The sequence below is a fragment of the Paenibacillus sophorae genome (genome assembly GCF_018966525.1).
Classification (GTDB): domain Bacteria; phylum Bacillota; class Bacilli; order Paenibacillales; family Paenibacillaceae; genus Paenibacillus_AQ; species Paenibacillus_AQ sophorae.
Genome location: NZ_CP076607.1, coordinates 1,940,956 through 1,953,989, shown reverse-complemented (window position 1 = coordinate 1,953,989; position 13,034 = coordinate 1,940,956). Strand labels below are relative to the sequence as shown.

Annotated in this window: 10 protein-coding genes and 1 pseudogene; 2 read left to right on the top strand and 9 right to left on the bottom strand. The window is 52.3% G+C overall.

Translation table 11 applies throughout. From position 1 onward, the window contains the following. The first annotated feature begins 186 nt into the window (after window positions 1-186). Complete coding sequence (locus tag KP014_RS09090; protein ID WP_036598698.1) at window positions 187-3,456, top strand: DEAD/DEAH box helicase; 3,270 nt, start codon at window positions 187-189, stop codon at window positions 3,454-3,456. Window positions 3,457-3,546: 90 nt separating this feature from the next. Further along, window positions 3,547-3,791, top strand: a pseudogene (locus tag KP014_RS09085) (hypothetical protein). A 131-nt stretch (window positions 3,792-3,922) separates the two neighbouring features. Here KP014_RS09085 and KP014_RS09080 read toward each other — a convergent pair. The 9 genes from KP014_RS09080 to KP014_RS09040 all read right to left on the bottom strand — a co-directional run bounded on the left by KP014_RS09080 (window position 3,923) and on the right by KP014_RS09040 (window position 13,000). Further along, on the bottom strand, window positions 3,923-5,149 hold the full coding sequence (locus tag KP014_RS09080; protein WP_036598700.1) for a glycosyltransferase family 8 protein: 1,227 nt from the start codon (window positions 5,147-5,149) through the stop codon (window positions 3,923-3,925). Window positions 5,150-5,273: 124 nt separating this feature from the next. After that, on the bottom strand, window positions 5,274-6,641 hold the full coding sequence (locus KP014_RS09075) for an MFS transporter (protein WP_246590681.1): 1,368 nt from the start codon (window positions 6,639-6,641) through the stop codon (window positions 5,274-5,276). A gap of 116 nt (window positions 6,642-6,757) precedes the next feature. Further along, window positions 6,758-7,936: a winged helix-turn-helix domain-containing protein gene (locus tag KP014_RS09070; protein ID WP_090834032.1), complete on the bottom strand. Its 1,179-nt coding sequence runs from the start codon at window positions 7,934-7,936 to the stop codon at window positions 6,758-6,760. Between the two features lie 220 nt (window positions 7,937-8,156). Further along, the gene (locus tag KP014_RS09065) at window positions 8,157-8,696 is read right to left on the bottom strand and encodes an NADPH-dependent FMN reductase (protein ID WP_036602092.1); all 540 of its coding nucleotides are present in this window, start codon (window positions 8,694-8,696) and stop codon (window positions 8,157-8,159) included. Between the two features lie 48 nt (window positions 8,697-8,744). Continuing rightward, window positions 8,745-9,905 (bottom strand): SGNH/GDSL hydrolase family protein, encoded by a 1,161-nt coding sequence (locus tag KP014_RS09060; RefSeq protein ID WP_051500523.1) that lies wholly within the window; start codon window positions 9,903-9,905, stop codon window positions 8,745-8,747. Window positions 9,906-9,936: 31 nt separating this feature from the next. Further along, window positions 9,937-10,698, bottom strand: coding sequence for an SDR family NAD(P)-dependent oxidoreductase (locus KP014_RS09055; RefSeq protein ID WP_036602095.1), 762 nt, complete (start codon window positions 10,696-10,698; stop codon window positions 9,937-9,939). Between the two features lie 23 nt (window positions 10,699-10,721). Then, window positions 10,722-11,687 carry an NADP-dependent oxidoreductase gene (locus KP014_RS09050; RefSeq protein ID WP_051500524.1) on the bottom strand — a complete coding sequence of 322 codons (966 nt, stop codon included), beginning with the start codon at window positions 11,685-11,687 and terminating at the stop codon, window positions 10,722-10,724. A 57-nt stretch (window positions 11,688-11,744) separates the two neighbouring features. Then, window positions 11,745-12,146: a DoxX family protein gene (locus tag KP014_RS09045; RefSeq protein WP_025333592.1), complete on the bottom strand. Its 402-nt coding sequence runs from the start codon at window positions 12,144-12,146 to the stop codon at window positions 11,745-11,747. A 71-nt stretch (window positions 12,147-12,217) separates the two neighbouring features. Continuing rightward, complete coding sequence (locus KP014_RS09040; protein WP_036602099.1) at window positions 12,218-13,000, bottom strand: pirin family protein; 783 nt, start codon at window positions 12,998-13,000, stop codon at window positions 12,218-12,220. Window positions 13,001-13,034: the final 34 nt, after the last annotated feature.

The following is a 13,034-nucleotide window of genomic DNA, read 5'->3' as shown; positions in this document are numbered from 1 at the left end:
TTGCCTAAGGAGAACGGTTCCTATCTTATATTCTTCAACAGGGATTTCATCCACGATTGCGCGTCCCCCCTCCGTATAGGATCTCATCGTATCACAGATACTTTTTCTCACGTCTCTTTGAAAAAATATTTATGCTACAATGGACATACAAACATCCGTTCTACAAATTCAGGAAGGTGCCGTCAAATGAGCGTAACGTTAACCAAAAAATCGATCAAACAATGGTGCGGCCCTTATGCTTATCAAAAAGGCGAACGGTTATGCCGCGCGAATAAGATCCATTTTACACGATTCGATCCCGAAACCAATGAATATTCGGCCGAAGTGAATGGCTCCAGCCATCATGAAATTCAGCTTGCGTTTGACTGGAACGGCAAACCGAATGCACAGTGCACCTGCCCCGACCTGGGCTCATTCGAACCCTTTTGCCACCATATTGCCGCTGTTCTGATCCGTATATATGAGCTGCAGCTAACCGGAGATTCAGCCGCTCCACCGATTGCTGCCAATGAGCAGCCCGGAGAAACTCCCGATCATGTGGAAAATGTCCACCTCGCCGAGCGTATTCTCGGACTGTTCGACGATAAGCCCATACGCCCTATCCACAATCGAACGCTCGTGGAAACGAGAACGCCTCTTGACGTGGAGTTCATTCTTAAGCTCTTGGCCTATAACAAAAGCACCACCCTGTTCGGCATCGAGCTTAAAGTTGGCCCCAAAGCCTTATATATCGTGCAAAATATCGCCTCCTTCCTGGATCAGCTTGTACGGGGGGAGCGCTACCCTTTCTCGCCGAGGTTCAACTACGATCCCGAGCTCCACAGCTTTGCGAAAGAAAACGAGGCCGTCCTTCGAGCTTTAATCGAAATGGTACGAGATCGCGCCGCCTATCGCGAAACCGACCGCTTGCACGCCGCCTATGTCTCGGGCAGAAGCAGCGACCGCATGCTGCTGATTCCGCCACAGGCATGGGCAGGCCTGCTTCCTCTGCTGACACAGGCGCCGAAGGTCACCCTTATGGATGGGAACCTCAAATATGACGGCATTTGCTTATCTGATGAACCCCTGCCTCTTCGCTTCGAGTTCGATGAAGCGGGTTCAGGGGACTACTCTTTGCGGGTCCACGGCCTTGAGCAATTGACGGTTATGGAGCCTTATGGAGCGGCCTTCCTTCAGGGTAAGCTGCTTACGCTTCCGGCGAAACAAGGCAGACGACTTGCAGAACTAAAGGCGATTCTCGAAGAATCGAATACGGACGACATTCCGATTCATAGCGGTCAAATGGAGTCTTTTATTGAAAAAGCCGTACCCGGCTTCATGAAACTGGGCAGCGTCAGCATCGCCCCGGCCATTGCCGAGCAGGTTACGCAATCCCCGCTTCTAGCCAAGCTGTATCTGGACCGGGTGAAGGATCGTCTTCTGGCCGCCGTGGAATTTCAATACAATGAGGTCGTCATTAATCCCCTGGAGGATAGCCGGAAGCAGCAGGACTCCCCTCGTATTCTCATCCGGGACCTTGAGCGGGAGCGGCGGATCATCGAAGTGATCGAACAAAGTTCGTTCACGAAGACAGAGGCCGGATACTTCATGAGCGACGAAGAAGCGGAGTTCGACTTCCTGTATACGGTTGTTCCGCAGCTGGAGAAGCTGATGAAGGTGTACGCAACGACGGCTGTGAAGCTCCGGCTGCACAAATTAGATACACTGCCGAAGGTCAGTGTGCAGGTATCCGCAGCCGAGCAAATGAATTGGCTCGAATTCCGCTTGGACATGGGCTGGATTCCGGAAACGGAAATCCGCAGCCTTGTGAAATCCTTGGAGGAAAAGCGGAGATATTACCGCCTGCCGAACGGTTCCTTACTGCCGCTGGACAGCGCCGAGCTTCAAGAGCTATCGAAGTTCCTTAAGGACACGGGGCTTCTCTATTCGGATATAGCGGGAGCGAAGATTCGTGTCCCCCTGGCCCGCGGCATTCATTTGATCGATCATGAATTCAATGCCTTGAAGCTCGACAGGCCGGTTCGCCAGCTCCTCGATAACCTGCGAAATCCGGACAATCTCGACTTCGAGGTCCCGGCTCCTCTTACGACTGTGCTGCGTGATTATCAAAGAATTGGCTACCAATGGCTGAAGACTCTCGCCCATTACGGGTTCGGCGGCATTTTGGCGGATGACATGGGGCTGGGAAAGACCTTGCAGAGCATCGCCTTTATCGCTTCCTCTGTGCCAGAGATTCGGCGGCGGCGCATCCCTGCTCTCGTCATCTCGCCGGGGTCGCTGGTCTACAATTGGCGTAATGAGCTGCGGAAGTTCGCGCCGAACATCCGCGTGCTGATTGCGGACGGCAGCCAAACCGAGCGAGCGGAGAAAATGCAAAGGCTGGCGGAGGCCGACGTCGTCCTCACGTCGTACCCGCTCTTGCTGCGAGATGTGGAGCTCTATGCCAAGCAACCGTTCCACACCCTCATTCTGGATGAGGCGCAAGCCTTCAAAAACCATGCGACGCAGACGGCTCAGGCGGTCAAATCGATCCAAGCCGGTTACCGGTTTGCCTTGACCGGAACTCCTGTCGAGAACCGCATCGAAGAGCTGTGGTCGATCTTTAGCGTCGTCTTCCCGGCATTGTTCCAGGATCGGAAGGCATTCGGAAACTTAACGCGCAAAGAGGTGTCCAAACGGGCGCGGCCTTTCATGCTGCGCAGATGGAAGAGCGAGGTGCTTCAAGACCTGCCGGACAAAATGGAGTCGATCAAGCCAACCGAGCTTCTGCCGGAACAGAAGAAATTGTATGCCGCTTATTTGGCCAAGCTGCAGCAGGAAACCTTAAAGCATCTAAGCGTAGATGGTTATCACAAGAGCCGGATCAAAATCCTGGCCGGTCTCACCCGGCTTCGGCAAATTTGCTGTCATCCCGCCCTTTTTATCGAAGGATACAAAGGAGGCTCCGCGAAGCTTGCGCAGCTGATGGAGATCGTAGAAGAGTGCCTGGCCAACCGGAAACGCATGCTGATCTTCTCTCAATTCACGGAGATGCTCGGCCTCATCGGCCACGCGCTGAGCGATCAAGGCATTCCATTTTTTTATTTGGACGGGTCTACACGGGCCCGCGAGCGCGTTGAGCTGTGCGACCGGTTTAACGATGGCGAAATGGACGTCTTCCTTATTTCCTTGAAGGCAGGAGGAACCGGTCTGAATTTGACAGGAGCGGATACCGTTGTCCTGTATGATCTGTGGTGGAACCCTGCAGTGGAGCAGCAAGCCGCCGACCGCGCCCATCGTATGGGGCAAAAAAACGTCGTCCAAGTCATCCGCCTGATCACCCAAGGCACGATGGAGGAAAAAATGTACGAACTCCAGCACAAAAAGAAACATCTGATTGACGAAGTGTTGGGACTCGATCAGGAGGCGGTGCCCACGCTTACCGAACAAGAGCTTCGCGAGCTCTTGATGATTTAAATTTCAAGGGAATATGCGGCGGGTGCGTATTCGCGCGTATAACCCGGAATACGAGCATCAATTCCTGCTTTAGTTTTCAGCATATCACTTATGAATACACCAACCCTAGCGCTGCATGAATCCATGGAACTTCATGAAGCGCTTAACTTTAAAACGCTCTGTCTGCCAAGTCTAAACTTATGCAAGGAATCGTGTTTGACCAGGAAGCCATCGACATTCATGAGATGATTACCGGCTACATGATGCAGCGAGGCTTATATCATCCCTACAATATTAACGAGCAAGTTCAGCTGGATCTGCAAAACATTCAGACCGCTCTGAATATTCCGTCCTGAATGCACCAACTGCTCCCTTTAAGCCAATGGGAGCAGTCGGGCCTTATCCGCGGGATCAAACCATCCAAATTTACATCTTTCTTCATTCTAACGCTCAGGCTGAAGGCTTAGGGCGAGTGTGCAATAAACGATTATGAGGTACGCTTTAACGGACGTTTCGTACGGGTTTTGTTAATGGATCGGGCCCGCCGCAGCCTCTTTCTGGCCGGTTTCAGGGCTTTACTCTTCGCTGTACGCCGACGCTTGAGCAGTTTTACCCGCTTACGGGAACGGTATTTCGCACGAATCAATCTGAACTTTTTCAGTCTCAGTCTTAATCTTCGCCGCAGCCGCAATCTCCTTCTCAGTCTCAATCTTCTCCGTAGCCGTACCAATCTGCGGCGTTTCCGTCTGTGCGGTTTTACGGGAACAATCTGCGGTACTTCCTGCTGCGGGACAGAGATTTCAAGAACCGGGGGATCGGGAACCTGAATTTCCGGAGCGGGCGGTTCCGGCGGAGCAATCGACTGTTCTTCCTGCGGCGGAGGCGGCGGGTCTAGCGGGATGATGACCGGCTCCGGCACGGAGACAGGAGCTGGTATAAATCCCTGGGACCAGGGGGTCATGGCAAGATATTTCTGGTAGAGCGGCGCCGCGGGCGAATCTTCATTCCACCATTTGCTGTTTCCGGCGAAATGAACAATTTTATTCTCCAAATCGAGCTCGGGGTGAGCGAATGTATTAAACCGCTGATCCAATTGCAAATAATATAAGCTGTACACCGCATTCAGAATATCCTGGTCAGGCATGGTCATCGACGGAAAAGTGCGCATGAAACCGAGCATTTCTGCATACCAGGTCTGTCTGCTTCGGATATTGTCCAAATGAAACAGAATGACCCCCGAGTTAAAATAAAGCTCCGCGTTAAGCCCCAGCGAAATAAAGTACTCCATCAAGTTCTCGCCCTGATCAAGCACGGCGCCCAAATACCGATCTCCCAGGTCAATGCTCCACAATTCATTAATATCCATATTGACCAGAATGTCGCAGTCCAGATAAATAACCCTGTCAGCCTGAATAATCTGCGGAAGCAGCAAACGGTACATACTTGCCATTGTCCAATAGTCGATTTTATTCACGCCGGCCGCAACTTCAAGAAAATCTCCGGGAACGGTAACAGGATAAAAAAAGATGTTGTGATGAAACGCCTCCACCAACTGAGTGAGCCTTAACTTGTTCTCTTCGCTTAGTGAATCATCATGGACAATGTGGACATTGAGCGTTTGCTGAGTATTGGAGAAAATGGATGCAAGAACAACACCCGCATGCTCTGTGTAGCTTCCGTCCCTATCGTTGATTGTCAAAACCAGCTCAATCATTTTTCCAGGTTCACCTGCCTTAAAGTATACTTTTGCATAGTCACATGATGCATTTGACCCTTTAAGTGTATGTTAAACCCAGAAACTAGTTTGGACTATTCCCCAAGAGGTGCCCGATTTATTTTTATTCATTCTGTGAACCGGCATTAAAGCTTGCAGCTGTTGCCCTGTTTTCCTCCTTCTCCTCTGGCCACATCTGTCGTCTGAGAAGAATTCCCGCTGCACCGACCAGCGCGATCACGAGGCCGAAGCCGGCGAAGATCCGCCGAGGCCCTGCCAGATCGACCAGCGCACCGCCCAGCAGCGGAGCGGCAATCATTACGGCGCTCAGCACCATGCTCTGAATGCCGAACACCCTGCCCGTCATATGGGGAGGCGTTATTTTTTGCAGGCAGTAATTAAAGGCGATCATGAACATCCCGTTACCGGCACCCATCAGCAGACCCAGCAGCAGCACGGGAAGGGGAGAAACACCGGGCGGAAGCAGGCCCAGCCCTCCGATGGCCGCGCCGATCAGCACATAGCCTCCGCCCAGTCTGGACCCATAGCCTGCGCCGCGCCCTACCCGGTTCATGGCCGCAATCGTCAGCACCGCTCCCGCCCCCGCAGCCGACACCAGCCAGCCGAGCAAATATTCCCTATCCGGGGCAAGGGTGTGGAACAGACTGGCGAACTGGAAATCGACCATCTGGATCGACAGGGCGCCCAGCAGGCCGAACAGCATCGTATTGCGCAGCAGCCTACTGCGAAGAATAAAGCCCCAGCCTTCCTTCCACATTTCCCGAGCCGAAAGCGGCTTCCCGCCGGGAGCTTGCTCCTCTGCGTCCATGGCAGCTTGGTCCCCTGCTTTCATCCGTTCATCCATATCCGCACCTGTGCTCTCATTTGCATCAGCGTTCTTTATGGATAGCAGCAGCACATACGAAGACAGCCGCATGCAGGCATTCAGCGCAATGCACCAGGCGGGCGAAAGAACCGCCAGGGCGACTCCGCCCAGCAGGGGACCGGCGATTTTGGAGCCCTGCGTCACGAAACCGTTGAGGGATGCGGCCTGAAGCAGCTGGTCCTCGCGGACGATGCTCCGGGTGAGCGACTGCTGGGCCGGGACATTCAGCGCCGAGACGGCCGACCGCATCGCAAGCAGCGGCAGCAGCCAGAGCATGCCCGGTGCGAGCAGCACCGCAGCGGTAAGCACGGCGGTAAACAGATCGCATAGGCGCATCAGCTTCAGCTTGTTCAGCCGGTCGGCGGCCACTCCCGCCAAGGAGCCCAACACGATTCCCGGCAGCGCCAGGCTGACGGGAATGAGCGCCAGCAGCAGCGGACCGGCCTGCCAGCGGTAGGCGACCAGCACCTGAATCGCCAGCGAGTCGAACCAGCTGCCAAATTCTGCCGCCGCGTATGCCGTATATACGCGTATAAAGATTTTGTTGCCAAGCAGGCCGCGACCAGCCCGCACCTCCATTTTAGTTAAAGGGGCTTCGATACTCATTTTAATATTCCTCCATCCGGCTGTACCCGCCTTTCAATACGCCGAGTATACCGCCGGTTTATCAGAGAAATATCAGAGAGCGGACCGCTCCCCAGCCCGCCTGCACGACATCGCCGTCAGGGCATTTCAGCTTCCCCATCACACTTTAAAAAAGCGTCCAGCGCTGCTTCGATCCGTACCATATTTCCGGGAAGCCCGCAGTGCGCCTGCTCTTCCGTGAATAACGCCTCGTATTTGCGCCGCACCGCTTCCCCGCCCTTGAACACAAACTGCCGACAAAAATGCGTGATCCGGTAAAGTCCAAACAACCGTATAGGCACGAATCCGGATAGATCCAGTACGCCGAGTCCTTCATCCAGCAGCGATTCGCCCATACGTCTTTCATTATTCCTCAGCATCCAAAGCCCTTTGACGATGGTATAGCTACCTATTTCCCGCAAAAAAGGCTTCGCCTTAAGCAGGTCTTCAATCGATTCCGCCATTCTTTGCATATCCCCGTCCGGAGTCCCCATCATCAGGTGGACGAGCATCTCAGCGATGGACACGGGTGTGTCGAAATTTTCGTAGCCCGGTTCCGCAATGACCCGCCGGGTCAGCTTCAGCCGTTCCAGCGCCTTCTCCGGCGCTCCCGTCAGCGCGTACAATTCCAGAATGTTAAGGATTTCCATTTCGCGGTGCTGGGACGGAGGCAGAAGTCCTGCCGCAAGCACTTGCTCGCAATAGTCCAAAGCGTCCTGCGGCTCCCCCGCGAACATAAAGATCAGCAGCAACCAGTATGCGCGCTCGAAACCGGGCGTATCTCCCCCGCTGAGCAGCCACTCCAGATCGCCCTGCACAAAACGCACGTAAACAGAATAAAACGGGTCCAGCTCATAACCCAAAATATCCTGCTGACGGGCAAGCGCCAGCATTGATTTCCCCTGCCCGTACTGATGATATTTGACGAATACCTCCCGCATCTTCTCCCGCAGTTCCCCGTCTTGGGCGGACGGGCTGGCGTCAATGCCCGGCGCCTGCTCCCGCACGGTCAGGCAGTATCCGAATCCCCGGACCGTACGGATAGTCAGGCCTTCAAACGGACCGAGCTTCTTGCGAAGCCGGTAGATATGATCGTCCACCGTGCGTTCCACCGGATATTCGAGCGGCCATACGCTGTCCAGAAGCTGCTCCCGGCTGAAGGCCCGCCCCCGGTTGCGGTACAGGAACCTTAGCAGGGCGAACTCTTTGGCGAACAATTCGACCGTTATTCCATTAGCGGATACCGTATACCCGTTTTCGTTCAATTCTAGAACCATGCCGATCCTCCTACTCCCTGCCGGAACTCTTCCCGCTATTATAACAGGCCCTTACCGGGGGACTCCAGCCAAGAAGAAACGCCTGACGGCCTCCTTGAAGGACGCAACAAAAAGATGACTCCTGATAAATTCAGGAGCCACCTTTGGTCAGCATGACTTTATTTATTTCGATTGTCCAAATTGGAGTACAGTTCAAATCTGGCAGTGAGAGGTATTCATATTAGCGCAGCGTCTTCAGCGCGCCGCTCCAGGCGAGCACTTGATCCAGCATGCCGTTTACGTTCGTGAGATGAAAATCGGACGGCTTGAATACCTGTCCGTTCTCAAAATCGGTGAAGAGAGATAAAGCCACATGGATGCGAACGTCCGCTACAGAAAGTTCACCCAAAATGCCGCGCAGGTGCTCAGCCGCACGGGCGCCGCCTACAGAGCCGTAGCTTACAATCCCCGCTGCTTTATTGTTCCATGCCTCACGTGCATAATCGAGGGCGTTCTTCAGCGCGCCCGTAATGCTGTGATTGTACTCCTGGACGATAAAGACGAAGCCGTCCAAGGATGCCAGCTTTTCATTCCAGGCGGTCGCTTGCGCGGCAGCATCGGCTTCGCCAAGCAATGGAAGCTTGTAGTCGGCGATATCAACAATTTCATAATTGGCGTCGCCGCGCTGGTCGGCGATACGCTTTACCCATTCGCCTACTTGCGGACTTAAACGGCCTTGACGCGTACTTCCCAGAATAATTCCAATATTCAACTTAGACATAAGAGTTCCTCCTCAGGAAATGAATGTATTTTGTAAAACATAGTCAATTTATTTTCTGTCAACCAAGAGCATATCGAGGTCCATCGCTTCAGCGATCCTCTTATTCCCGGCGTCACCCGGATGAAGGTGATCACCTGAATCAAACACCGGCAAAAAACGTGAAGGGTGATCGGGATCTCTCGATAAGGCATCGAGATCGAATACGGCATCGAACTCTCCGCTCCGAATCCATTCGTTTACCTGCTGGCGCAGCTTTTCCTTGACCTCCGTATAATACATTTGGAACGGCGGCAGCGTTCCGCCAATGATTCGGACATTGCGGGCATGAGCGCGTGCAATGAGTTGACGGTAGCCCGCAATAAGCGCATCAGCCGCAGGTAAAGATTCAGTCGGGGCGAAGGCCATGCCTGGCATGCCGATATCGTTGCTCCCTATAATCACAATCACGGTCTTCACATTCGGCTGATTCAGTACATCGCGGTCGAAACGGGCCAATACATTGATTCCCTTTACGTTGTTGAGCAAGCGCCCCCCCGATATTCCCGCATTGAGGACAGATACGTTTTGTGGTACAAGGCGATTGGCCAAGAAGTTCGGCCAACGCGTATTGGCATCGACGGTGGCTGAAGCCCCATCGGTAAGAGAGTCCCCTATCGCCACAACGGTGCCCGCATTCATCGGCGCATCAACGAATATTCTTTTTAAGTACATACTTGCGACAGTAGTGGTATCTGCATCAATGTCTATGTCTGATATATGGTTCCCATTTGCTATATAAGTCGTCTGGCGGGCATCCCAATGGAAGGTTGTTGGCTCTGTTTCTTCGGACAAAAATACACTGATACTCACACTACTGAGCGGATCGATATCCAGTTCGACCGGATCGCTTAAAATCGTTGCTCCAATAGGAATCGCAATGGATCTTTTTCCGCTGAAGGCGAGCTTTCGGTTCGATCCTTGGACAATTTTCGAACCCGTTCCTGTCAGAGCGATAGCTGCCTCGCCGATGACCAGCGGCCGCTTGCCATATTCGTTGGACAGTTCAACCCTTACCCGCTGGCCACCAAGACTGATACGCGCAACCTGACGAATCGTCTGGTTGTTCAGCTTTTCAGGAAGATTCGTTAAGAATGGAAATTCGTCGCCCCAGATGGGCTCCGGACTTGCATACCAGCTTGCAATCCAATCCTCGCCTGCGTGTTTGCTCATATGTTTCACCTCCTCTGCAGTAACATATCAATCAGCGGGCGGTCTGACCGCCATCCAGCGTGAAGGTTTGCCCTGCTGCAAAGCTTGCTGCGGGAGAGGACAAGAAAACGACCATTTCCGCAATCTCTTCAGGTTGGGCCATTCGCGCCGCAGGGACATTTGCCAATACAACTTTCCGGGTTTCGGGATCATCCAGCCAGTTCTTAATCATAGGGGTTTCAGTGAGTCCGGGCGCTACCCCATTTACGCGAATCCCTTGCGAAGCATACTCGATGCCCGCCGCTTTGGTCAGTCCTACCACGCCATGTTTCGCAGCCACGTAAGGAGCCATGAACGGATCTGCGATGAGTCCCGCAATTGACGCCGTATTTACAATCGTACCGCCGCCTGATTTCAACATCATTTCAATCTCATATTTCATCATCAGGAATACACCCTTAAGATCGACTGCAATCGTTCTGTCAAAATCACTCTCATCCATCTCAATAAAAGGTTTGGACGGCGGCAGGACTCCGGCGTTATTAAATGCGTGATCCAGGCGGCCGAACCGATTGACCGTTTGTTCAACCAAAGCCGCGGCTTGCTCCTTATTCGATACATCTGTTTTGTAAAAAACAGCCTCTCCCCCTGCTTCTTTAATCAGCTTGACCGTTTCATTGCTTCTTTCATCTACATCACCGATGGCTATCACTGCCCCGCGTTTCGCAAATGCAAGCGCCGCGGCGCGTCCGATTCCGGTTGCGGCTCCTGTAATGAGCACCACTTTGTTCTCAAAATCCCGTAAAGTTGTCATGCCTGAATCCTCCTTGAAAAAAATTATTTTACTCCGTCAACGATGATCAATACTCTTCCGCTAACTTTTCCGTCTTCAAATTTTTGATGGACTTCCGCCAGTTCGCTAAGTTTTGTTTTTTCCGTAATAACAGGCTTCATTACCCCCGCATCGAGTAATTCAGCGATTTGAGTTAATTGCTCCGCATCGGGGTGAGAGTTTAATCGAACGGCTTTTACTCCCAGTTCTTTCGCCATGTTCTCATCCGCGGGAGATACGGCGGATATGAACGTTCCACCTTCATTTAGCAGCTGCAGAAGGTTGTTTATTTCCTTCTTACCGGCAGGTGAAAGATTGAAGATCACGTCTACCTTGCTTTTCAATGCTTCAACAACGGATTGTTTTTTATAATCAATGATTTCATCGATGCCCAGCTGTTCAAGCATGGAAAAGCTTTTTTCAGACGCCGTACCAATGACGTAAGCACCTTTCCACTTCGCCAATTGCACGGCTAACGTTCCCACACCCCCTGCGGCGGCCGTAATAAGCACCCGCTGACCGGACTGCAGATTGCCGTAGTCGAATAAGGCTTGCCAGGCAGTTAACGCTACGCTTGGTACTGCGGCCGATTCGTGCAAGTCAAATGTCTTGGGTGCATGAGCGATATGAACAGCTTTGCTGACGACGTACTCTGCGGCGGCACCATTCCTTGTCACATCAAGATAAGCGAAAACATTGTCTCCTTCCCGAAACGTTGTAACGGAGTCGCCTACTTTCACAACAGTGCCTGAGACATTTACAGAGGGCGTAAAAGGTAGCTCGATCGGTAGAAACGCCTGAAATGCCCCCGAACGCAATTTTGCATCGAACGGATTAAATGAGGTGGCGGCAACTTTAATCAGCACTTCATCCTCGGTTACTTCCGGAACGGGTGCATCCTCATACCGGATAACATCCGCTCCTCCATATTGGTGAAATCTCGCTGCTTTCATGAATGGATTTGTCGTCATAATAACAACCTCTTTCTTATAGTGGATTTGTACTCACCGATTCGAGATCATTCTCAATTAAATATTCAATACCGCATCCAGCGAATATGCCCCTGCACCGATCAAAGCAATTCCGATGGCTACCGCGATCAAGACAGCGTTATATTCATAGCCATTGGCGGTTACCCACAATCCGTTCTTGCCATGCACCTTAACGATGGCGCCGAGCATGGTCAGCGTAATAAACAAGGCGGCAAGCGGAGTGAATAGTCCGAGAGCAAAAAGAACACCTCCGAGCAGCTCGAGCAGTCCCGCCAGCACTGCCATGAATACGCCCGGTTTAATCCCGATTGAATCCATCCAGCCCCCCGTTCCTTTCGGGCCATAACCACCGAACCAGCCAAACAGCTTTTGAGCGCCATGCCCGATGAACAACAGTCCCACTACCAAACGAACCAACAGTAATCCCAATGCTACCATTTAAATCATCTCCTAATTGTTTTGGTTTAAAAAATCTTTATTCAAAGATATTTGACAAAAATCGATAGAAATCACTTTCTTTTAGGGTAAAGAGGATAACTCACCTTGGAAGGAACCTTGATGAAAATCAGACGCAGCGCGTCTTGATCAGACGAGTTCATTATTTCTACCTCCGTATCGGCTTCCACGGCTTTAATGATGAAATCTTTATGCCGAAAAGGCACAGGCTCCTTCGATGCTCCTGACTCTCCCCATGTTCCTTTCCCGCGAATGGCTAAAGCCGTTAAAGTATAGCCAGCAGGTACTTTTTGTACATACCGGGCACCACCGCCTATTTCAACATCCCACATTTCGCTGTCTGTGACCAATTGAACGGGAGCGCCGGGACCAATAACCGTCTTTACGGTAAATCCAGCTTCGCTCGTTTCCTGCGGAAAATCTTCATGCGCATACTGCCGGTAAGTTGGCGTTCTCCGAAACGCTTCCGTCAAATCCGGCTCGAACCATATTTGAAAAAGCTCCGAATCTGCACTAAGCCTTTCTTGATGACTTACGCCCGAGCCTGTTTGCATGACCTGGGCCCCGCCTGCGCCCACTGTGCTGTCCGTACCTAAGGTATCCCCGTGAAAGGCATTGCCCTCCACTACATATGTCAAAATCTCAAAACCTTGATGGGGGTGCAGACCGATCTTGGCTTCGGTGCTTGAAGTGGCCCATGCCCAATAAAATAAGGGGCCCACCCGATTGATCACCGATCCTTCGCCCGAAAAGCCAATCGGCTTTTGTTCTTTGATTTTCCCGCCGTCAAATTCGCCCTTTCCCTGCAAAGCAGGGGTATACACCATCGTTTGCATAATGCACAGCCTCCTAATTGGATTTTTAAACTAT

Bases quoted from the DNA above. Each gene is read 5' to 3' on its own strand.
- KP014_RS09090 (WP_036598698.1), top strand. From the start codon at position 187: ATGAGCGTAACGTTAACCAAAAAATCGATCAAACAATGGTGCGGCCCT.
- KP014_RS09080 (WP_036598700.1), bottom strand. From the start codon at position 5,149: ATGATTGAGCTGGTTTTGACAATCAACGATAGGGACGGAAGCTACACA.
- KP014_RS09075 (WP_246590681.1), bottom strand. From the start codon at position 6,641: ATGAGTATCGAAGCCCCTTTAACTAAAATGGAGGTGCGGGCTGGTCGC.
- KP014_RS09070 (WP_090834032.1), bottom strand. From the start codon at position 7,936: ATGGTTCTAGAATTGAACGAAAACGGGTATACGGTATCCGCTAATGGA.
- KP014_RS09065 (WP_036602092.1), bottom strand. From the start codon at position 8,696: ATGTCTAAGTTGAATATTGGAATTATTCTGGGAAGTACGCGTCAAGGC.
- KP014_RS09060 (WP_051500523.1), bottom strand. From the start codon at position 9,905: ATGAGCAAACACGCAGGCGAGGATTGGATTGCAAGCTGGTATGCAAGT.
- KP014_RS09055 (WP_036602095.1), bottom strand. From the start codon at position 10,698: ATGACAACTTTACGGGATTTTGAGAACAAAGTGGTGCTCATTACAGGA.
- KP014_RS09050 (WP_051500524.1), bottom strand. From the start codon at position 11,687: ATGACGACAAATCCATTCATGAAAGCAGCGAGATTTCACCAATATGGA.
- KP014_RS09045 (WP_025333592.1), bottom strand. From the start codon at position 12,146: ATGGTAGCATTGGGATTACTGTTGGTTCGTTTGGTAGTGGGACTGTTG.
- KP014_RS09040 (WP_036602099.1), bottom strand. From the start codon at position 13,000: ATGCAAACGATGGTGTATACCCCTGCTTTGCAGGGAAAGGGCGAATTT.